The sequence below is a fragment of the Actinomadura fibrosa genome (genome assembly GCF_900659615.1).
GTDB lineage: Bacteria > Actinomycetota > Actinomycetes > Streptosporangiales > Streptosporangiaceae > Spirillospora > Spirillospora fibrosa.
Map to the genome: position 1 here is coordinate 1 of NZ_CAACUY010000162.1, position 20,769 is coordinate 20,769.

General features: G+C 72.8%; 20 protein-coding genes and 1 pseudogene. 11 read left to right on the forward strand and 10 right to left on the reverse strand.

What is annotated here, in order from left to right; translation table 11 throughout:
* From E1300_RS50510 to E1300_RS34820, 5 genes and pseudogenes are all read left to right on the forward strand, one after another.
* Positions 1 to 265, forward strand: a pseudogene (locus tag E1300_RS50510) (hypothetical protein); the annotation flags it as partial.
* 82 nt (positions 266 to 347) lie between these two features.
* Entirely contained in the window at positions 348 to 899 is a 552-nt protein-coding gene (gene def, locus E1300_RS34805; protein ID WP_131761365.1) for a peptide deformylase, read from the forward strand.
* 138 nt (positions 900 to 1,037) lie between these two features.
* A complete protein-coding gene (locus E1300_RS34810) occupies positions 1,038 to 1,769 on the forward strand; it encodes a response regulator transcription factor (RefSeq protein WP_131761381.1) in 732 nt (243 codons plus the stop codon).
* Positions 1,769 to 3,250 carry a sensor histidine kinase gene (locus E1300_RS34815; protein ID WP_131761366.1) on the forward strand — a complete coding sequence of 494 codons (1,482 nt, stop codon included), beginning with the start codon at positions 1,769 to 1,771 and terminating at the stop codon, positions 3,248 to 3,250. Before E1300_RS34810 ends, E1300_RS34815 begins: the two co-directional genes overlap by 1 nt.
* A 276-nt stretch (positions 3,251 to 3,526) precedes the next feature.
* Complete coding sequence (locus E1300_RS34820) at positions 3,527 to 4,657, forward strand: S1C family serine protease (protein WP_131761367.1); 1,131 nt, start codon at positions 3,527 to 3,529, stop codon at positions 4,655 to 4,657.
* A 236-nt stretch (positions 4,658 to 4,893) separates the two neighbouring features.
* On the opposite strand, the gene E1300_RS34825 is transcribed toward E1300_RS34820, so the two are convergent.
* Complete coding sequence (locus E1300_RS34825) at positions 4,894 to 5,727, reverse strand: oxygenase MpaB family protein (protein WP_131761368.1); 834 nt, start codon at positions 5,725 to 5,727, stop codon at positions 4,894 to 4,896.
* Positions 5,728 to 5,823: 96 nt separating this feature from the next.
* On the opposite strand from E1300_RS34825, the gene arfB reads away from it, so the two are divergent.
* Complete coding sequence (arfB, locus tag E1300_RS34830) at positions 5,824 to 6,249, forward strand: alternative ribosome rescue aminoacyl-tRNA hydrolase ArfB (protein ID WP_131761369.1); 426 nt, start codon at positions 5,824 to 5,826, stop codon at positions 6,247 to 6,249.
* 293 nt (positions 6,250 to 6,542) lie between these two features.
* Positions 6,543 to 7,592 (forward strand): methyltransferase domain-containing protein, encoded by a 1,050-nt coding sequence (locus tag E1300_RS34835; protein ID WP_131761370.1) that lies wholly within the window; start codon positions 6,543 to 6,545, stop codon positions 7,590 to 7,592.
* A gap of 93 nt (positions 7,593 to 7,685) precedes the next feature.
* On the opposite strand, the gene E1300_RS34840 is transcribed toward E1300_RS34835, so the two are convergent.
* The 3 genes from E1300_RS34840 to E1300_RS34850 form a co-directional block, all read right to left on the reverse strand.
* Positions 7,686 to 8,765 carry a hypothetical protein gene (locus E1300_RS34840; protein WP_131761371.1) on the reverse strand — a complete coding sequence of 360 codons (1,080 nt, stop codon included), beginning with the start codon at positions 8,763 to 8,765 and terminating at the stop codon, positions 7,686 to 7,688.
* A gap of 175 nt (positions 8,766 to 8,940) precedes the next feature.
* Complete coding sequence (locus E1300_RS34845; RefSeq protein ID WP_131761372.1) at positions 8,941 to 9,723, reverse strand: crotonase/enoyl-CoA hydratase family protein; 783 nt, start codon at positions 9,721 to 9,723, stop codon at positions 8,941 to 8,943.
* A gap of 8 nt (positions 9,724 to 9,731) precedes the next feature.
* Complete coding sequence (locus E1300_RS34850; RefSeq protein ID WP_131761373.1) at positions 9,732 to 10,505, reverse strand: SDR family oxidoreductase; 774 nt, start codon at positions 10,503 to 10,505, stop codon at positions 9,732 to 9,734.
* A gap of 184 nt (positions 10,506 to 10,689) precedes the next feature.
* On the opposite strand from E1300_RS34850, the gene E1300_RS34855 reads away from it, so the two are divergent.
* Positions 10,690 to 11,538 carry an SDR family oxidoreductase gene (locus E1300_RS34855; protein ID WP_131761374.1) on the forward strand — a complete coding sequence of 283 codons (849 nt, stop codon included), beginning with the start codon at positions 10,690 to 10,692 and terminating at the stop codon, positions 11,536 to 11,538.
* An 8-nt stretch (positions 11,539 to 11,546) separates the two neighbouring features.
* Positions 11,547 to 12,569: a DNA topoisomerase IB gene (locus E1300_RS34860; RefSeq protein WP_131761375.1), complete on the forward strand. Its 1,023-nt coding sequence runs from the start codon at positions 11,547 to 11,549 to the stop codon at positions 12,567 to 12,569.
* A 64-nt stretch (positions 12,570 to 12,633) separates the two neighbouring features.
* On the opposite strand, the gene E1300_RS34865 is transcribed toward E1300_RS34860, so the two are convergent.
* The 5 genes from E1300_RS34865 to E1300_RS34885 all read right to left on the reverse strand — a co-directional run bounded on the left by E1300_RS34865 (position 12,634) and on the right by E1300_RS34885 (position 16,417).
* Positions 12,634 to 13,404 (reverse strand): metallophosphoesterase family protein, encoded by a 771-nt coding sequence (locus E1300_RS34865; RefSeq protein ID WP_131761376.1) that lies wholly within the window; start codon positions 13,402 to 13,404, stop codon positions 12,634 to 12,636.
* Complete coding sequence (locus tag E1300_RS34870) at positions 13,401 to 13,646, reverse strand: BON domain-containing protein (protein ID WP_131761377.1); 246 nt, start codon at positions 13,644 to 13,646, stop codon at positions 13,401 to 13,403. Before E1300_RS34870 ends, E1300_RS34865 begins: the two co-directional genes overlap by 4 nt.
* The gene (locus E1300_RS34875; RefSeq protein WP_242619575.1) at positions 13,643 to 14,341 is read right to left on the reverse strand and encodes a nucleotidyltransferase family protein; all 699 of its coding nucleotides are present in this window, start codon (positions 14,339 to 14,341) and stop codon (positions 13,643 to 13,645) included. Before E1300_RS34875 ends, E1300_RS34870 begins: the two co-directional genes overlap by 4 nt.
* 124 nt (positions 14,342 to 14,465) lie before the next feature.
* Positions 14,466 to 14,861 carry an SCO5389 family protein gene (locus E1300_RS34880; protein WP_131761379.1) on the reverse strand — a complete coding sequence of 132 codons (396 nt, stop codon included), beginning with the start codon at positions 14,859 to 14,861 and terminating at the stop codon, positions 14,466 to 14,468.
* 158 nt (positions 14,862 to 15,019) lie between these two features.
* Positions 15,020 to 16,417 carry a glycoside hydrolase family 1 protein gene (locus tag E1300_RS34885; RefSeq protein ID WP_242619576.1) on the reverse strand — a complete coding sequence of 466 codons (1,398 nt, stop codon included), beginning with the start codon at positions 16,415 to 16,417 and terminating at the stop codon, positions 15,020 to 15,022.
* 1,094 nt (positions 16,418 to 17,511) lie between these two features.
* On the opposite strand from E1300_RS34885, the gene E1300_RS34890 reads away from it, so the two are divergent.
* Entirely contained in the window at positions 17,512 to 18,126 is a 615-nt protein-coding gene (locus tag E1300_RS34890) for a C40 family peptidase (RefSeq protein ID WP_242619577.1), read from the forward strand.
* 93 nt (positions 18,127 to 18,219) lie between these two features.
* Here the strand turns inward: E1300_RS34890 and E1300_RS34895 are convergent, their stop codons facing one another.
* Entirely contained in the window at positions 18,220 to 19,296 is a 1,077-nt protein-coding gene (locus E1300_RS34895; RefSeq protein WP_131761380.1) for an alkene reductase, read from the reverse strand.
* A 101-nt stretch (positions 19,297 to 19,397) separates the two neighbouring features.
* Here E1300_RS34895 and E1300_RS34900 point away from each other — a divergent pair.
* The coding region (locus E1300_RS34900; protein WP_165503128.1) for an AAA family ATPase at positions 19,398 to 20,769 on the forward strand (1,372 nt) is incomplete at its 3' end.

Consider the following 20,769-nt stretch of genomic DNA (forward strand, 5'->3'; position numbering starts at 1 on the left):
CAGGCCCGCCCAGGCCGCGCCCGTGGCGCCGGGCGTCCCGGCGAGCAACCCGGCGCTGCGGAAGCCCGAGCCCGAGCCGTCCGCGTCCGACGGGCCGGCGCCGCAGATCCCGCCGCAGCCGTCACCGGCCGCCAAGTCCCCGCGCCCGCCGCTGGACGACTCCGACGGCCCGGGCCCGTCCGGCTCGTCGGGTTCGTCTGGTCCGTCGGGCCCGGCCGTCCCGCCGCAGGTCCCGCGCGGCCCCGTCGAGCCCGGCCAGAACTGACCGGCTCACCCGGCCCCGGCACGCACACCGCCGGCATGGTGCACGAAAGCGCACCATGCCGGCGTTTCTATAGGATTCCGGCGTGAGCAAGAAGACCCCCGCGGCCGCCGGCCGCCGCGGCGAGCGCCGCGGGACCGCCCGCCCGATCCGGCTCCTCGGCGACCCGGTCCTGCGCACCGGGTGCGATCCGGTGCGGACGTTCGACGCGGCGCTCGAACGCCTCATCGACGACATGTTCATCACCATGTACGAGGAGGACGGCGCCGGCGTCGCCGCCAACCAGGTCGGCGTCGGCCTGCGGGCGTTCGTCTACGACTGCAAGGACGACCGCGGCCGCCGGAACGTCGGCCACGTCGTCAACCCCGTGCTGGTGGCGGCCGACGGCGAGCTGCTGGTCGAGCCGGAGGGCTGCCTGTCCGTCCCGGGCATGAACTTCCCGACCCCCCGCTACGCCCACGCCGTCGTCGAGGGCGTGGACGTGAAGGGCAAGCCCGTCCGCGTCGAGGGGACCGGGTACTTCGCCCGCTGCCTCCAGCACGAGTGCGGCCACCTGAACGGCGACGTCTACATCGACGTCCTGTCCGGCGACGCGCGCCGCGAGGCCATGCGCGCCATCCGCGCCCTGAACCGCTGACCCGCGAACCGCTGATCCGGCATCTCCACCGACCGGCCGGAATCACCGCGCGCGCTCCGGGGATCCTCCGGAGACGTTCAGGGGGCTTTCAGGTTGGTATGACAGCCTCTGCGGTGATTGTGGAGGGGGACCGTGTCAGTGGTTGATCGGACGGCGAACCCCGGCGGCCGGACCGCCGAGGCGACGCTGCTCGTCGTCGAGGACGAGCCGAACATCCTGGAGCTGCTCGCCGGGAGCCTGCGCTTCACCGGCTTCGAGGTGCTCACCGCGACCAACGGCGCCGACGCCGTGCAGGCCGCCCGGCGGCACCGCCCGGACCTGATCGTCCTGGACGTCATGCTGCCCGACATCGACGGGTTCGACGTCGCGCGGCGGCTGCGGTCCGGCGGCGACCACACGCCCGTGCTGTTCCTGACGGCGCGGGACGCGGTCCAGGACCGCATCAAGGGCCTGACGATCGGCGGGGACGACTACGTCACCAAGCCGTTCAGCCTGGAGGAGGTCATCGCCCGGATCCGGGCGGTCCTGCGGCGGTTCAAGGGGGGCGCGGCCGAGCCGCCGGCGCGGATGGTCTTCGCGGACGTCGAGCTCGACGAGGACAGCCACGAGGTGTGGCGCGGCGGCCGGGCCGTCCAGCTCTCGCCGACCGAGTTCAAGCTGCTGCGCTACTTCATGGCCAACGCGGGGCGCGTCCTGTCGAAGGCCCAGATCCTCGACCACGTGTGGAACTACGACTTCCGGGGCGACGCGGGGATCGTCGAGTCGTACGTGTCCGCGCTGCGCCGCAAGGTCGACAACACCGAGCCGCGGCTCATCCACACGCTGCGCGGCGTCGGCTACGTGCTGCGCGAGCCCCCGACCGCGGGCTGATGGGCGCGCCGGTTCCGGCGTCCTGGCGTCCCGCGACCCTGTGGGAGCGGACCCCGCTGCGGGTCAAGCTGATCGCCGGCATGCTCGTCCTCGTCACCCTCGGCATGACGGTGATGAGCGCCGCGGGCGCGTCCGTGCTGCGCGCCTACCTCGTCGGCCGCGCCGACGACCAGCTCCGCGCCTCCGCGGACCGCGCGGTGGTGCAGGTCGTCCAGCAGCTCGGGCGGGACAACATCAACGTCCGCATCCCGGCCGAGATGTGGCTCCAGGTCCGCGATCCCTCCGGCCGCCCGCTGGAGCAGGAGACCGCGCAGCAGGTGCCGGGCAGCCCGAAGCTGCCGTCGAATCTGGAACGCCGGTTCGACGAGCCGTTCACCGCGTCCGGCAGCGGAGGCGGCGGCACCTCGTGGCGCGTCGTCGCCGAGCCGGTCCCGGGCGGCGGCTCGCTCGTCCTTGCGCTCAGCATGGCCGAGGTCGACCGCACCGTCGGACGGCTCGTCGCCATCGACGTGATCGTCGGGCTGCTCGTGCTCGCCGTCCTCGTCGTCCTCGGCGTGTGGGTGGTGCGCGCCAGCCTGCGCCCGCTGTCGGCGATCGAGACGACCGCGGGGGCGATCGCGGCCGGGGACCTGTCCCGCCGCGTCCCCGAGGCGGACCCGGCGACCGAGGTGGGGCGGCTCGGCCGGTCCCTGAACGCGATGCTCGCCCAGATCGAGGCGGCGTTCGGCGCCCGCGCCGAGTCCGAGGCCGCGGCCCGCCGCTCCGAGGAGACGGCCCGGCGCTCGGAGGAGCGGATGCGCCGCTTCGTCGCCGACGCCAGCCACGAGCTCCGCACCCCGCTCACCGCGATCCGCGGCTTCGCCGAGTTCTACCGGCAGGGCGCGGCCCGCACCCCCGAGGAGCTCGGCCGGCTGATCGGCCGCATCGAGGAGACCGCGGCGCGGATGGGCCTGCTCGTCGAGGACCTCCTGCTGCTCGCCCGGCTCGACCGGCAGCGCCCGATCGAGCGGCGCCCCGTCGACCTGCTCGCCGTCGCGGCCGACTCCGTCCAGGAGGCGCGGGTCCTCGCCCCCGCCCGCGAGATCGAGCTCTCGGTCGAGGGCGGCCTCGCCTACCAGGTGCGGGGGGACGAGCCGCGCCTGCGGCAGGTCCTCGGCAACCTGCTGGCCAACGCCATCGCGCACACCCCGGACGGCACGCCGGTCGACGTCCGGCTGAAGCCGGGCACGCTGCGCGGCGTCCGGGCCGCGGCGGTCGAGGTCGCCGACCAGGGCCCCGGCCTGTCCCCCGACCAGGCGGACCGCGTCTTCGAGCGCTTCTACCGCGCCGACGCGTCCCGCTCCCGCGAGGACGGCGGCACCGGCCTCGGCCTCGCCATCGTCGCCGCGCTGGTCGCCGCGCACGACGGCACCGTCGAGGTCGACTCGGCCCCCGGCGAGGGCGCGACCTTCCGCGTCCTCCTCCCCCTGGATCCCGACTAGCGCCCCTGGGCGATCTCTGCGGGCGCGTTCAGGTTCCGTTCAGGAAGATCCGCTTGGGTGGTGGCCACAGGGCGCGGCCTGGCCCCGACGGGGGCCGGGAATGTGTGCCCTGGCCAACTTCCCCGGGCACCGTGGCCGAGGGGGCGACCGCCGCACGCCCCCTCGGCCGCGGTTTTTTCATGCCTCCAGCGCGTTCAGCACACTTTCAGGTTCGATCCAGGCGGGGTGCAGGCCCGGGACGCATTCTCTCTAGTGACAGACCGACAGGGGGAAGACATGAGCGCCGACCGGCCAGAGCGTCACCAGCCCTGGGAGCCGCAGCCTTACGAGCCGCAGCGACCGGACTTCGTTCCCCACGGTTCCCCGCAGCCCGCCTACGGGCAGCGGCACCCGTGGCAGGGAACGCCCACGGGTGAGCAGCCGCTCACCGGACACCCCGACGAGAACCCGCGCATCGCGCAGCAGCCCGCCGGGCCCGCGGGGCCCGCCGGGCCCGGCTCGTCTGGACAGCCGCCGTACGGCCCCGGCCCCTGGTCCGCCGCCGAACCCGCGGGCCAGGAGCCCTTCCGCCGGCACCCGCTCGGCACGGCCCGCCGCAGGCTCGCCGCCGTGGGCGCCGCGCTCGCGCTGGCCGTGGCCGCCGGCGGCGTCGGCGCGGCCACCGCGATCGCCGTGGCCGGCGACCGCACCGTCTACTCCAGCCCCACGGCCGTCTCGGGGGCCTCCGCCAAGGCGGGCACGATCGCCCAGGTCGCCGCGGCCGTCCAGCCGAGCGTCGTCTCGGTGCAGACGACGTCCCAGCAGGGCAGCGGGACGGGCTCGGGCGTCATCCTCCGATCGGACGGCGTGATCCTGACCAACGCGCACGTCGTCTCGGGCGCCCAGCAGGTCGCCGTCAAGTTCAGCGACGGCAAGACCGCCCAGGCCCGCGTGCTCGGCGCCGACACCGCCAACGACATCGCCGTGATCAAGGCCCAGGGCGTCTCCGGCCTGAAGCCCGCGACGCTCGGCAACAGCGACGCGCTCGCCGTCGGCGACCAGGTCCTCGCCATGGGCAGCCCCCTCGGCCTGGACGGCTCGGTGACCTCGGGCATCGTCAGCGCCCTCGGCCGCGAGATCCAGGAGGGCGACTCCGGCGGTGACGACCAGCAGCTCCCGCCGGGCCTGCGCGGGCGGCTCTCCCAGCAGCAGCAGACCGTCATCAAGAACGCGATCCAGACCGACGCCGCCATCAACCCGGGCAACTCCGGCGGAGCCCTCGTCAACGCGGCGGGCCAGGTGATCGGCGTCAACTCCGCGATCGCCACCTCGGGCAGCAGCTCGGGCAACATCGGCGTCGGCTTCGCGATCCCGATCAACGAGGCGAAGAAGGCCGCGGACAAGATCATCGCGAGCGCCTCGGTGTGAGACTCCGGCGGGAGCCGTCCGGCCATGCTCTGGGGGGAGCGGGCGGACGGGCGGCGACCGCCGGTGAAGAGGTCCCTCCCGGGCCGGGCCGGGCTGGGAAGGACCTCGCCGAACGGCCGCGTGTCCCCCCGGACACGCGGCCGTTCCACGCTCACGCGACCTGTTCTGCGCCTACGCGACCCGTCCCCGTCCGCGCTTACGCGACCCGTCCGCGCTTACGCAGCCGTTCCACACGCCTACGCGACCTGTTCCGCGGCAGGGGCGACCCGTCGCGGCTTGAGCTTGGTCAGCATCTTGCGCGTCGCGGCCATGTAGTAGTCGCGCGGGAAGGTCCGCACCCGCAGCGGCAGGCGCGGATACACCATCGCCAGCACCCCCACCAGCAGCCGGAACCGCCGCTCCCGCGCGGCGTCCCACTTCCAGCCGTACTGCTCCCGGATCGGCGCGGGCATCAGCCCCGCCGTCAGCAGCCGGATCGCCGCCAACCCCGGCGCCGCCACGAGCCCGCCCGGCATCTTCGGCCACAGCACCTGCTCCGCGATCGCCCGCGACGCGTCCGAGATCCTCAGGCTCTGGAGCATGTCCGCGTAGTAGACGCGGAACTCCCGGTACGTGCCCGGCAACCGCTCCTCCGGGCATCCGAGGATCGTCGCGTAGACCTTGGTCTGCTGGTAGAACTCCTCCAGCTCCCCCTCGTCGAACGTCCGCCGGAACAGCAGCTGGTAGAACTGCGCGGCCACCGCGAACAGCGTCGCCGCGACCCACACCTGGAGCTCCGGGTCGTTCGCCTCGTAGCCGGGCCCGGTCACCTTGTCGTGGCCCCGCGTGACGAGGGCGCTCACCGTCTCGGCCTCGTCCTTCGTCCCGAACTGGACCGTGTAGAGCCAGCCCATGGTGTTGCGGAGCCGCCGCAGCGGGTCCTCCGCCGTGTAGCTGTGGTCGTACACGCCTTGGGCGACCTTGGGATGCGCGGTCTGGAGCAGCGAGGCGGCCCCGCCCGCCGCGATCAGCGCGCCCTCCCGCGTGATGAGGCGGATGAGGTCGCCGTCCTGGAACAAGCCTTCGCTCATGGCGATCAGTGTAAGTAAGTACTTGCATTCGTCGCCACCCGGCCCGCGCCGAAAACGGGACGACATGATCGCCGCCGGACGGGGATAATCGACCCCATGTCCGACCAGATCCACGTCCGCGGCTCGATCTCCATCCCGGAGTCCGAGCTCGGCTGGCGCTTCTCCCGCTCCTCGGGTCCGGGCGGGCAGCACGTCAACACCAGCGCGACCGCCGCCGAGCTCTCCTTCGACGTCGCCGGGTCCCCGTCCCTCCCCGAGCCCTACCGCTCCCGCGCCCTCGAACGCCTCGCCGGACGCCTCGTCCGCGGCGTCCTCACGATCCGCGCGGAGGAGTACCGCTCCCAGCAGCGCAACCGCGACGCGGCCCGCTCCCGCCTCGCGACGATCCTCGCCGACGCCACCGCGCCGCCGCCGAAGAAGCGGATCCCCAAGAAGGTGCCCCGAGGCATCAACGAGCGCCGCCTGGAGAACAAGAAGCGCCGCTCCAGCATCAAGCGCCAGCGCTCCTCCCGCTGGGACTGACGTCCCAGGTCGGTCGGCGGCTCGCCGGCGCGCGTCCTGATGCGTTCGAGGACGTTCCAGTGCGTGCGGAGGCGCTCTGTTGGGCTCGCTTTCATGTCATTTGGCCGTTGCGTACGTACGTTGAGCGAACGTGCCGTCACTCTTCGCCGCGAGCGGTGCGGAGGGAGGCGAGGGAACCGAGCAGCCTGGGGAGTGATCACCTTGGGGAAGGACAGCACGTCTCGGTCGGAGCGGCCGCGGCCGCGCAGGCCAGGCCAGGGCGCCCCGTCCAGGAGGGGAATGCGGGAGCGGTAATGGTGTCTCCCAGTCTGGGGATCTCGCGGACCCTGTTCCTGCCCGACCTCATCTGGGCGCAGGACCGCCGCGGCCGGTTCCGGGCCTTCGACCGCGGCGAGGACCCCGCGGGATGGCTCGGCCGGGCGTCGGCGGACGTGCCGGTCGTGACCCAGTGGGACGACGGGCGGCATGCCGGGCGGGCGCCGGGCATCCTGGCCACGTCCACGGCGTCCGAGCCCTCGCTGGTGGCCGGGATGCTCGCCGATCTGGGGCCCGAGCCGGGCCAGCGGATCCTGGACGTCGGAGCCGGGACGGGATGGACGGCCGCCCTGCTCACGGCGGTGGCGGGCGAGGGCAACGTGGTGGGAGTCGAACTCGACCCGGCCATGGCCCGTGCCGCGCGGAAGCGGCTCCGGGCCGCCGGTGTCGGCACGGAGATCGTCACCGGGGACGGTGCCAAGGGATGGGCCGAAAGGGGCCCTTACGATCGGATCCACTGCGCCTACGGCGTCCTGCGGATTCCGGCCGCCTGGATGGAGCAGACGGTGGCGGGCAGCGTGATCGTGGTCCCGTGGCGGACGGGGTTCGTACGGCGGGGGGCCGTCGTCCGGCTCGTCGTGCAGGGGGACGGGACGGCGTCGGGTGCCTTCACGCGGCCGGCCGAGGTCATGCAGTCGCGGCCGGAGCGCCTCACCTGGCCGCCCCCGATCGACTATCTGCCGGATACCGGAACGTGGCCGGACGGGACGGTCCAGTCGACGACCAAGCTGCGCGTCCAGGACGTGGACGGCGCCGCCGCGTTCATCGTGGGGCTGCGCGTGCCCGATGCCGTCTTCGCCGCGAGCGAGACGGGCACCGCGTGGCTCTACTCGGTGAGTGAACGGTCATGGGCCGCGGTGTTCTCCGGACACGACGAGGCGGAGGTCTACCAGTGCGGAGCACGCCGCCTCTGGGACGAGGTCGAGGCCGCCTACGCGTGGTGGAGGGAACGCGGATGTCCGGACATCACACGCTTCGGGCTCACCGTCGAACCTCACGGCGAGACCGTCTGGCTGGATCGCGCCTGAGCCCGGCCGGGTGGATCCAGCGGAGGACCCCGGACAAGGCAACGCCCGTCCCGTAGGGAGGGGTGGGCGGGACGGGCGTTGCGGGGGGATGGCTCAGTTGAAGGACTCCAGGAACGGGACCTTATTTGCGGCGGAGGCGGTGCCCGCGCTGGTGACGGTGGACGTGCCGGGACGGGCGTCCGCGTCGGCGGCCTGCACGGTGCCGCTGCGCGAGGGGCCGCCGAGGGTGCTCCAGGACGTCCCGTCGTAGTGCATGTACTGGGTGTTCGCGCCCGTGGTGATCGGGAGCATGACCACGCCGTTCGCGCCGTCGGACGACAGGCCGACGCCGGCGACGTTCAGGGGCGTGCCTATCGTCGTCCAGGACGTCCCGTCGTAGTGCAGCAGCGCGTTGGTGATCTGCGCGTTCTGCCGGACGCGCAGGACGTAGACGTCCGTCGGCGAGTTCACGACGATCCGGTGCAGCGTGCCCTGGTAGGCGGGGACGCCCATGGACCCGGGAACGTCGATCTTCGTCCAGGACGCGCCGTCCCAGCGCATCAGGATTCCCGCGACGGAGTTGCCGGAGGCGGCCGTGGTCCCGGCGAGCCAGACGTCGTTCGCCGACTTGACGTCCAGCGCGGTGATGGACGACGAAGCCGGAAGCGGGACCACGGGGTCGACCCACCCGGTGCCCGTCCAGCGCAGGATCGCGCTCGGACCGCCGGACGCCGGGTCGAGCCCGGCGATGGAGTAGGCGGTGCCGTCGGGCGCGGCGGACACCTGGTTCGGCATGCCGACGAGCGGATAGTCGACCTTGGTCCAGGCGGTGCCGTTCCAGTACAGGGAGACGGTGCCGCCGAGGTTCCAGCCGACGATCCAGGCCTTGCCCGCGCCCGCGGCGGCCACGTCGACGGGGGTGAACCCGACCGGGCTGGTCTGGGCGGTCCAGGACGACCCGTTCCAGCGGACGATCCTGGCCTCCGGGCCGAAGATCGAGCCGGCGGACCCGACGGCCCATCCGGCGTTCGCCGCGCCGTAGTCGATCCGGTCGAGGCTGCCGTTGTAGGCCAGGGCGGGGCTGGGGACATCCGTCCAGGCGGCGGCCCGCGCGGGAGCGGCCGTCAGGACCGTGCCGCAGGCGAGGCCGGTCACGAGGGCCGTGACCGCCGACGGCACCGCTCTTCTCCGCATGCGTCCCTCTCCCAAGATCGTTGAGCGCAGGGGCAAGGGTACGGGAAGACTTACTCGACGGTAAGGGCCTCTTTCCGGACGGCCGGATCAGGCCGCGCGGACACGAGGACGCCCGGAGCCGACCGGCTCCGGGCGTCCACAAGAGTGCTGCTCGCTGGAACGGCTCGCCTCGCGGCTACTCGCCCTTCCAGTTCGGCTTGCGCTTCTCGGCGAAGGCGGCCGGGCCCTCCTGGGCGTCCTTGGAGGTGAAGACGGGCAGAGTGATCTCGCTCTGCTTCTTCCACGCCTCCTCGGCGGACCACTCGGCGGACTCGACGATGACCTTCTTGGTCGCCGCGAGCGCCAGCGGGGCGTTCTCGGCGACCTTCAGGGCCAGCTCCTTCGCCGCGGCGAGCGCGCCGCCCGGCTCGGCGAGCCGGTTGACGAAGCCGAGCTCGGCCATCCGCTCGGCCGGGTACTTGTCGCCGGTGAGGGCGATCTCCATGGCGATGTGGAACGGGATCCGGCGCGGCAGCCGCAGCAGGCCGCCGCCCGCCGCGACGAGACCGCGCTTCGGCTCGGGCAGCCCGAACTGGGCCTCCCGGGACGCGACGATCATGTCGCAGGCCAGCGCGACCTCGCAGCCGCCGGCCAGGGCGTAGCCCTCGACGGCGGCGATCAGCGGCTTGGCGGCCGGGCGCTCGACGATGCCCGCGAAGCCGCGGCCCTCGACGATGGGGTTGTCGCCCGTCAGGAAGCCCTTGAGGTCCATGCCGGCGCAGAACGTGCCGCCGGCGCCGGTGAGGACGCCGATCGACAGGTCCTTACGGGAGTCGAGCTCGTCCAGCGCCGCCGCGATCCCCTTGGCCACGGCGCCGTTGACGGCGTTGCGGGCCTCGGGGCGGTTGATCGTGATGACGAGGACCGCGCCGTCCTCCTCGGTGAGGACGGCGTCATCGGTCTGAGGGGCGTCGGTCATTCAGTGCCTCACTTCGGCTGGAAGCGGATGCCGCCGTCGAAACGGATCGTCTCGCCGTTGATGTAGTCGTTCTCGATGAGCGACTTGACCAGGTGGGCGAACTCCGACGCCTTGCCCATGCGCTTCGGGAAGGGGACGGGGGCGGCCAGCTTGGCCTTGAAGGCCTCGGCGGCCTCGCCCTCGCCGTAGATCGGGGTGTCGATGATGCCGGGGCAGATGGTGTTGACCCGGACGCCGATCGCGGCGAGGTCGCGCGCGGCCGGCAGCGTCATGCCGATGATGCCGCCCTTGGACGCGGAGTAGGCGACCTGCCCGGTCTGGCCCTCGATGCCGGCGATGGACGCGGTGTTGATCACCACGCCGCGGGCGCCGTCCGCGTCCGCCGGCTCGGTCTTGGAGATGGCGGCGGCGCCGATGCGCATGAGGTTGAAGGTGCCGATCAGGTTGACCCGGATCACGGTCTCGTACTGGCCGAGGTCGTGCGGGGTGCCGTCGCGGCCGACGGTGCGCGAGGCCCAGCCGATGCCGGCGCTGTTGACGATGACGCGCAGCGGGGCGCCGGTGTCGACGGCGGCCTGGACGGCGGCCTGCACCTGCTCCTCGTTCGACACGTCCGTCTTGACGAAGACGCCGCCGATCTCGTCGGCGAGGGCCTTGCCCTTGTCCTCGTTCAGGTCGGCGACGACCACCTTGGCGCCTTCGGCGGCCAGCGCGCGGACGGTGGCCTCACCGAGGCCGCTCGCGCCACCGGATACGACGGCGGAAACTCCGTTCAGGTCCATAAGCAGCACCTTACGTGAGGGACCGAATGTGGTTCGGGATGATGTTACCCAGACGTCAACCCGCGTTCTGCTCACGCCCCGCCGGATTGCCGGGGCGCGATGTTACTCAGGAGTCACAATACGGGGATGTTTGCCTCTTCCGGCTTCGGGCACCCGCCGTAAGGATCCGAACGAAGGGACGGACATGAGCCAACCTCCTCCCCAGACCCAGCCCTACCCGGGCCGTACGGGGGAGATGTCGCCCGAGCCGCGCGACGAGATGCGCGACTACACCGGGAGCGGCCTCCTGGAGGGGCGCCGGGCACTGATCACCGGCGGCGACTCCGGCATCGGACGCGCCGTGGCGGTGGCGTTCGCGAAGGAGGGCGCCGACGTCGCCATCGCCTACCTCGACGAGGACGACGACGCCCGCCACACCGCGGGGCTCGTCGAGGCCGCGGGCCGCCGCTGCGTCACGATCGGCGGCGACCTCGCCGAGGAGCGGCACTGCCGGGACACCGTCGAGCAGGCCGTCCGCGACCTCGGCGGGCTGGACGTGCTCGTCCTGCACCACGGCACGCAGCAGCCCGTGCAGGACCTCCGCGAGATCGACGGCGCGCAGCTCCGCCGGACGTTCGACGTCAACGTGTTCGCGCTGTTCTGGACCGTCCAGCAGTCCCTCGACCACCTCGGCCCCGGCTCGTCGATCATCATCACCGGGTCCATCAACGGCCTGCGCGGCAACAAGACGCTGATCGACTACTCGGCCAGCAAGGCCGCGGCGATGATCCTGGCGTCCTCCCTCGCGCAGAACCTCATGGACCGGCAGATCCGGGTCAATTGCGTCGCGCCCGGCCCGGTCTGGACCCCGCTGATCCCCGCCACGTTCCCCGAGGAGAAGGTCGAGGGCTTCGGCGAGCAGACGCCGATGGGGCGCGCCGCCGACCCCGACGAGATCGCCCCGTCCTACGTCTTCTTCGCGGCGAACCGGACGTCGTCGTACTACACCGGCCAGACGCTGGTGCCCGCCGGCGGCGAGATCCACCCCGGCTGAGCGGACCTATGGAACTGACGCGCAGCGACCCCTCGGAGCCCGGCTACGGCCGGCGCAGGTGCGGGAAGGGTTTCAGCTACCTCGGTACCGACGGCGGCCCGCTGGACGACCCGGCGGCGAAGGCGCGGATCAAGGCGCTGGTCATCCCGCCCGCCTGGCGGGACGTGTGGATCTGCCCCGACCCCCACGGCCACATCCAGGCGATGGGCACCGACGCCGCCGGCCGCCGCCAGTACCTCTACCACGACCTGTGGCGGGAGCAGCGGGACCGGCAGAAGCACGAGCACGTGCTCGAACTCGCCGAGCGGCTCCCCAAGGTGCGGGCGACGATCGCGGACCACCTCACCGGACGCGGCTACGGGCGCGAGCGGGTGCTGTCGGCCGCCGTCCGGCTGATCGACCTCGGCTTCTTCCGCATCGGCGGGGAGGCGTACGCGGCGGAGAACGGCACGTTCGGGCTGGCGACCGTCCTGCGGGAGCACGTCACGTGCCGGCGCGGCGAGGTGACCTTCGAGTACCCGGCGAAGGGCTCGAAGGAGCTGCACCGGTCCGTCGCCGAGGAGGACGTCTGCAAGGTCGTCACCGGGCTGATGCGCCGCAAGGACGAGTCCCCCGAACTCCTCGCCTACCGGACGCGGGACGGCTGGCACGACGTCACCACGTCCGACATCAACGAGTTCATCCGGGAGGTCACGGCCGGCGACTTCAGCGCGAAGGACTTCCGGACGTGGCACGCGACCGTCCTCGCCGCCGTGGGGCTCGCCGTCTCGGTCCGCGCCGGCACCAGCGACACCGCGCGGAACCGGGCCGTCGTCCGCGTCGTCAAGGAGGTCGCGTCGTACCTGGGGAACACCCCGGCGGTGGCGCGCGCCTCCTACATCGACCCGCGCATCATCGACCTGTACGAGGAGGGCGAGACGATCGCGCCCGCCCTGACGAAGCTCGGCGTCGACGCCGCCGAAGGCGAGCTCGCGACCCAGGGCCCGGTCGAGCAGGCCGTCCTGGACCTCCTCCGCAACGGAACGCTGTAGACGCCCGAAAACCGAAACGGCCCGCTCCATGAATGGAGCGGGCCGTTCGCAGCGGAGCGGCGGGTCACCAAGCCGAGACGCTCTCCTCGACCCGGTCCTCACGCTCGCCCGCGAGAGTTCCCTCGGGGTCCAGGCAGTAGAGCGCGTAGGCGTGCTGGATCACCGGCAGGGCCACGTTCCGGACGCGGACGCCGCCCTTCGTCAGGCCCTTCTCGCTGCCCTTGTGGGCGTGCCCGTGGATCGCCAGCGCGACGTCCGCCGCGTCGACGGCCTCGCCGATCAGGTAGCTGCCGAGGAAGGGGTAGATCTCCAGCGGTTCGCCTTCGAGCGTGTCGTCCACCGGCGAGTAGTGCGTCAGGCTGATCCGGACGTCGGCGTCGAGCCCGAGCAGGGCGCTGCCGAGCCGGGCCGAGAAGTCCTTGGTGTGCCGGACGAACTCCTTCATCTCCGGCTCGCCGAAGTCGCTCGCGCACTTGCCTTCGAAGCCGCCGCCGAACCCCTTGCCGCCCGCGACGCCGACCCGGATCCCGTGGCAGTCCAGGACCGTTCCATCACCCTCCAGCACGGTGATGCCCGCGTTCCGCAGCACCTCGGTGATCTCCTCCTCGGCGTCGGAATGGTAGTCGTGGTTGCCGAGCACGGTGATCACCGGGAGGCCGAGGTCGCGCAGCTCGCCCGCCGCGACCCGTCCCTCCTCGACGGTGCCGTGCCGGGTCAGGTCGCCGGCCACCAGGAACACGTCCGCCTGGTCGGCCAGGCCGGACAGCCGCTCCCGGTAGAGCCCGGCCACCTCCGGGCCGACGTGCAGGTCCCCCGCCGCCGCGACACGGATCATGTGAGCCTCTCCTCCACGTCCGGCTCGCGCACCGGGACGACGGACACCTCGTTGCAGATCTTGCGGCCTCCCGCGGCGCCGCGCGCCGCCTCCTCGACCGCCTGCTTCCGCTCCTCGCTGATGACCTCCCCGCGCAGGTGCACCATGTCGCCGCGGACGTCGACGTGGATGCCGAGCTCGTGGGCCTCCGCCGCGAGCCTCTCCTGGATGTGGGCGGGCAGGTACGTCGCCTCGTCGGTCACGGGGCGCCCCCTTCGGTCGCGGCGGGCCCTCCCCCTGCGCCGGGCCCTTCGATCGCACCGGCCCCGTCGATCACGCCGAGCCGGGTCAGCAGGGTCAGGAACGCGTAGGCGTACGGGGACTCGGCGGTCTGCTCGGCGACCGACTCCCAGTCCACCTGCTCGCGCAGCGCCCGGCTCACGTGCAGGAAGCCGCTGAAGTCGCACGCCGTCTCGGTGAACGCGAGCAGCCGCATGACGACCAGGTCGGTGGCGGGCAGGACCGGCATGAACACGGCTCCGACCGACAGGTCCTCCGCGCGCGTGAACAGGTCCTCCCGGACCGGACGCCCGGCCGGGGAGTGGATCAGGTCGATCAGGTGGTCACCGTCGTAGGCCTTCGCGAGCCAGTTCTCGGGACTGTCCACGTGCCGCATGCCGGCGTTCTCCAGCGCCTCCAGCGCCGCCGGGACGTCCCGCTCGCGGACCAGGAAGTCCACGTCGTGGGTGGACACGGCCGCACCGTGCGCGTACGCGGCGAATCCGCCCGCGAGCGCGAACCCGACCCCGGCCTCCTGCAAGGCCGCGGCGGCGCGCTTCAGAGTCAGCAGGAGGCCGTCCGCGGTGCCGCCCGAACCGGAGTTCTCCGGGTCCGGCACGGCGGCACCGCCGACGGCCCCCGACGAAGCCGTTCTTGATTCGGTGTCCACAATTCCCACGCGTTCTCCTGGTCGTCGTCGGTCGCCGAGGGCGGTACCCGTCGAGCGCCGGGTCATTCAACGATCGCCAAAGACGCGTCGAACTTTTGGACTTCCCTCGTCCCGCGGCGGACGGGCGGGCGGGTCAGCAGTCGACGAGGTCCGGGGACTGGTTCAGCAGCTGCGCGCGCGGCGACACGAACCGCTCGTGGCGGGCGCGGGCGTCCTCGGCGGCGAGGTCGAACGCCGCGACGCGGTGGCAGTTCTGGAACGCGAGCCGGACGCCGAAGTGCCGCTCCAGGGCGCCGCGCATCGCGTCGCTGGCGAGGACGCGCAGCAGCTGGCCGCGGGCCCGCTCGTCCGGCGGCGGCGTCCGGTTGTCGGCGAACCCGGTCCCGCCGTCGCGCATGCGGGCGACGACGTCGCCGATGACCTCCCAGGCGTAGGGCAGCGAATCGCGGACGCACGCGACGAACGACGCGTCGTCCACCTCGCCGGCGCGCGCCTTCTCCAGCAGCCGATCGTCGACCGTCAGGGACATGACCGTTCTCCTCTCACCGGGTACGGACCGCCGGCCGCCGATCGCCGGTGCCCCGAACGGGACGGGACGGCGCGGGAGCCGGGCACGACCTCAGCGTGCCATGAAAATGATATTCATTCCAGAGGCGGAGAGCGGGAGTGTTCACCCGATCCCGGGCATCATCCCGGGAGCCGGTACCCGGCGGGCGGAGTCGGGGTCGTCCCGAGGCAGGTCGCGATCGGGTCCTCGATCGAGCACCAGCCGGGCCTGCGCACCGGCACGTAGCCGGACGGCACGCCGCGGTTCGCGATGATCGAGCGGTAGGTCGCGACGGCGTCGGTCGGGCGCCGCGCCAGCGCCGGATCGGTCAGCGCGTCCACCGTGTAGAGGCCGAAGCGGGGGCGGTAGCTGCCCCACTCGTAGTTGTCGGTGAGGCTCCAGTAGTTGTAGCCCGCCACCTTCACGCCCTCGGCCATCGCCCGCTGCACCCAGTAGAGGTGGTCGCGGAGGTGGTCGGTGCGCGTGTAGCCGTCCGGCCGCGGCTTTCCGTCGTCCGTGGCCATGCCGTTCTCGACGATGTACAGCGGCAGCCTGGGAAGCCTCCGCTGGTAGTTCTTGAGGACGTAGTAGAGCCCCTCCGGCTCCGGGTCGATCCTCCAGAACTCGCCGGTCAGGGCGTAGGCGGCGCTGAAGTTCTCCAGGTTGGCGCCGTAGTAGTAGTCGATGCCGACGAAGTCGAGCTTGTCCGTCACGTCGTTGAAGAGCGCGGCGTCGAAGATGCCGTTGAAGACCGTCCCGTAGGCCACGTTGGACGAGACGGGCGCGCCCGGGTCCACCTTGTGGATCATGTCGTAGGCGGCGCGGTGCGTCCTGACCAGGGCCGTGCGCATCGTCGCGAGCTGGGCCGGGTTCATCGGACGGGTGACCAGCTCCTTGTAGAGGTAGGCACTGGCCTCGTTGAAGGTGATCCAGATGACGCCCTGGCGCTTGTAGCGGTCCACCAGGAACCGGGCGTTGCGGAGCCAGTCGTCCTGCGTGCGCGGGTCGTCCCAGGCACCCTGGTCGGCGACCCAGCCCGGATACACCCAGTGGTCCAGCGTGATCATCGGACGCATCCCGGCGGCCCTGATCCGGCGGACGAGGTCGTCGTAGTACGCGAGCGCGCCGGCGTCCCGGACGCCCCGGCGCGGCTCGACGCGCGCCCACTCGATCGAGGTCCGGAACACCTTGGCGCCGAGCTCGCGCGCCAGGGCCAGATCGGCGGGATAGCGGTGCCGGAAGTCCACGGAGTCGTTGTACGGATCGGTGACCCCGGTCGCCCTCCGCTCGACGTACCGCGTCCAGTTGCTGTCAGGGAACGACCCCTCGCCCTGGAAGCCGGACGTGGCCACGCCCCACAGGAACCCGGGCGGGAACTTGGCGGTCGCGGGACCGGAACCGGTCGCGTGGGCGCCCCCCGGGACGGCGGCGGTGGCGAGGGGTTGGCCGGTGAGGGCGGCGGTCAGCGCGGCGGCGGCCGCCACGGTGAGCGCGGACAGCGCGCGGGCGGCGCGCGGCCTGCCGGACCTGCCGAACACGGGGTCTCCCTCCGGTGGCCGGACAGTGATCTCTCTCGCACTACAGGTGGAACGGGGACGGACGTCAATGCCCGCGTATGACCGGAACCGGCAACTCCGCAGGGGCGCCGCACCACCGGACGAGACCTCGGGCGAGGCGCCGGACGAGAGGCGCGGCGGGACGTCGGGCGAGGCGCCGGCCTGCTCCACTCCACGGAAAGTGAGCGCGGTGACACAACCGTGATCGGCAGCGGAATCGGCGCCGCCGCCTTGCCGGGTCCGGCCACGCGAGCGCGTCCACCGATTCATCCGATAGCGGACATCCGCTCCGCGTTGTGGCGTGAACGACACACCTCGGTGCATCACGGAACACTGTGGCCGGTATCACAACCCGGTAAATGCGCGAGCCCGGCGATCACGTTCTCCGAACGTGCGGAATTCGGTTCTTCGACTCGAACAACGCCACCGGACCCTGCCGCGAGTGCGCCTGTTCGACGAGATCGAGATCACCCTGACCTGAGGCTTCACGATCTTCATCGGTCACCGTGTTCGAACCCCGAAAACCTCGAAAAGGACGTCACCGCGACGCCATGACTTCCTCACCGTGAGACCGCCGTCCAGGGGTCGATTTCCCCTTTCCGGCGATAATGTGAGCCACATCACAACGAGGTCCGGATCTGCCTGATTTGCCCAGGCAGAGCGTTGATCCGCTCCCGGAATCGGACAGCCGTCCAGCTCCCGGAACCGTTCCGGCGTTTGCCAGCGGCTCGGAAGTCTGGCTACGTTCCTGCCCGGTTCATGCGGCTCGAATCGCCGCATCGATAACAGAACACGCATCTCGACGCGCGGCAGCGGTGCCGCACCGGCCTCCCCTCGCACGACCCCTGCACGACCCCCTTGCACCACCGTGCGCGGCCGGGGCGCGTCCCGGACGGACCGGCCACCGAGGCCCGGACCGTCCCGGTGACGGGTCACCGCCGAAGAAGCCGCCGTCGATCGCCGAATCCGTGCAGCCATGAGGCACGGAGCCGGAAGCGGTCGCGACCCGCGGCGCCCCCTGGCGCCGGGACCCCGCGCCCGCCGCATCCCGAACCCCGAGCGGACCCCCGCCCGCGGTGACGGCTGCCCGGCAGGCACCACCCGCGAGTACTGGAGTCATCCTGCATACCCCCCGAACCACCCTGAAGTCCGGTTTCGTCCGCACGTCCCTCGCCGGCGGCGCCGCGCTCACCACGACGGCGGCGCTCGGAGCCTCGCTCCTCGTCGCCGCGGCGCCGGCCGAGGCCGCGGCACCGCCGCAGAAGGCCAGTGCGGCGACGCTGACGGCGGCGGCGAAGATCTCCGCGGCGCGGAAGGCGAAGCAGAAGAAGCGCGCCGCCGCCGCCGTGAAGTACGCCTACAAGCAGATCGGCGACCGGTACCGCTACGGCGCCACCGGCCCCAACGCGTGGGACTGCTCGGGCCTCGCCGGGACGTCCTGGCGCAAGGCCGGCGTGAAGCTGCCCCGGACGACCCAGCAGATCTACAAGGCGGTCAAGTACAAGGTGTCCTGGAAGGGGGCCGTCAAGGGCGACCTGCTCTTCTTCTACGGCGGCCGGACCCACATGGGCATCTACGTCGGGAAGGGCTACATGATCCACGCGCCCAGCTCCGGCAAGCGGGTCAAGAAGATCAAGCTGAACAGCTACTACAAGCGCAACTTCCACGGCGCCGTCCGCCCCGGCTACTGACCGGGAGGCGCGCCGGACGTCCCGTCCGGGCGCCGCGCGCACGAGGGCCCCGCACCATCCGCCTGGTGCGGGGCCCTCACCGCGCGCGCGTCGTCACGCGTTCAACGCGGGGTAGTCGGTGTAGCCGCGGTGGTCGCCGCCGTAGAAGCGGTCCGGGTCGGCCTCGTTGTACGGCCCGCCGGCCTTGATCCGGGCGGGCAGGTCGGGGTTGGCGAGCCAGAGGGTGCCGAACGCCACCGCGTCCGCCACGCCGTCGCGGAGCGCCGCGGCGCCGTCCTCCGGCGAGGCCGGGAAGGAGCCGGGCGTCGGGTGCGGGTTGAGGATCAGCGCGCCCGGCCACTCGGCGCGGATCCGCTCGGTGGCGTCCCGGTTCCCGGTCTCCAGGACGTGCACGTACGCGAGGCCGAGCGGGGCGAGCCCGGCGATCAGCGCCGAGTAGAGCTCCGGGGTGTCGCTCTCGGTGACGCCGTTCGCGGCGTTGCCCGGCGACATCCGGAAGCCCACGCGCTCGGGCCCGATGGCGTCCGCGACCGCCGCCGCGACCTCCACGCCGAACCGCACCCGGTTCTCGACCGTGCCGCCGTAGGCGTCGGTCCGCCGGTTGCTCCCGTCGCCGAGGAACTGGTGGATCAGATAGCCGTTCGCGCCGTGCAGCTCGATCCCGTCGAATCCGGCCTCGATCGCGTTGGTGGCGGCGTCCGCGAAGTCCTGGACGGTCCGCGTGATGTCGTCCAGGGTCATCTCGCGGGGCTCGGGGTGGTCGAGCAGCCCGTCCGGGGTGAACAGCTTCCCACCCGAGGCGATCGGCGACGGCGCCACGGGCAGCCTGCCGTCCGGGTAGAGGGAGGGGTGGCCGACGCGCCCCCCGTGCATCAGCTGGGCGAAGATGCGGCCGCCCTTGGCGTGGACGGCGCCCGTGACGGCCCGCCACGCCGCCACCTGCCCGTCCGTGTGCAGGCCCGGCGTCCAGATGTACCCCTGGCCGCCCACGCTCGGCTGCACCGCCTCGGTGACGATCAATCCGGCGCCGGCGCGCTGCGTGTAGTACTCGACGGTCAGCTCGGTCACCTCGCCGGCCTCCCCGGCGCGGCTCCGGGTCATCGGCGCCATCACGAGGCGGTTCGGCAGTTCGAGCTTCCCGGCCGACAGCGGTTGGAACAGTTCGTCCACGACGTCCTCCTAGTTGCCTTCTCGCTGGTCACGAAGCTAGGTGGACGGCCGTGCAAGCGAATCGGTAAGGCTTCGGTACTTCGGCCCCGTAGTTTGGATGCGTGCTCTACGGGCGGAACACCGAACAGGCGCGGATCGCCGCGCTGCTCGCCGCGGCGCGCGACGACCGGCGCAGCGGCGCCCTCGTGCTGCGCGGCGAGGCCGGGATCGGCAAGTCGGCGCTTCTCGACCGGGCGGCGGACGGGCCGGCGCACGTCCTGCGCGTCACCGGGATCGAGACGGAGTCCGGCGTCGCGTTCGCCGGGCTGAGCCAGCTGCTCTGGCCCGTCCGCGAGCGGCTGGCGGACCTCCCGGCCCCGCAGGCGCGGGCGCTGTCCGCCGCCCTCGACCCGGCCGGCGCGGGCGAGGGCGCCCCGGCCGGGAGCCCCGGCGGCGCGCGGGACCGCTTCACCACCGGCCTCGCCGTCCTGACGCTGCTCGCCGACCTCGCCGACGGCGCGAACGGGCACGGCCCCGTCCTCTGCCTGGTGGACGACGCGCAGTGGCTCGACACCGCGACCACCGAGGCGCTGCTGTTCGCGGCGCGGCGGCTCGCGGCCGAGGGCGTCGTCATGCTGTTCGCCGCGCGGGACGAGGGGTTCCCCGGCACGGGCCTGCCCGAGCTGCGCCTCGACCGGCTGGAGCGCGGCGACGCCGAGCGGCTGCTCGCCGCCCGCGACCTGCCCGCCGACCTGCGCGACCGGGTGATCCGCGAGTCGGACGGCAACCCGCTCGCGCTGCTGGAGTTCGGCGCGGGCGCCCGGCGGTCGAGCGGCCTCCGCCCGCTGCCCGACGGGTCCCGCCCGCTGCCCGTCGCCGACCGGGTGGTCGCCGCCTTCCGCGCCCAGATCGCCGCGCTCCCGGACCGGACGCGGCTGATGCTGCTCATCACCGCCGCCGAGGGGCGCGGGCACATGCCGACCCAGCTCGCCGCCGCCCGCGAGCTCGGCGTCGGGCTCGCCGACCTGGAGCCCGCCGAGCGGGCCGGGCTGGTCGCGGTCGACGGCCGCACGATCACGTTCCGCCATCCGCTGATCCGGACCGCCTCCTACCACGGGGCCGTCGTGGCGGAGCGCGTCACCGTCCACCAGGCCCTGGCGGACTCCGCCGACAGCGCGGACTGCCGCGTCCGCCACCGGGCCTCGGCCGCCATGGCACCGGACGAGGACGTCGCCGCCGAACTCGACGCGGCCGCGGAGCGCGCGCAGGACCGCACCGGCTACGCGGTCGCGGCGTCGCTCCATGTCCAAGCGGCGGAGCTGACCCCCGCCCCCGAGGCGCGGGCCGTGCGGCTGGGCGCGGCGGCCACGATGCTCCTGCACGCCGGACGGCCCGCCGAGGCGGACGACCTCGCCGCGCGGGCCGCGAAGCTGACCGGCGACCCCGCCGAGCTGGCGCGGCTCGGCCGCGTCCGCGCCACCGTCGAGTTCGAGC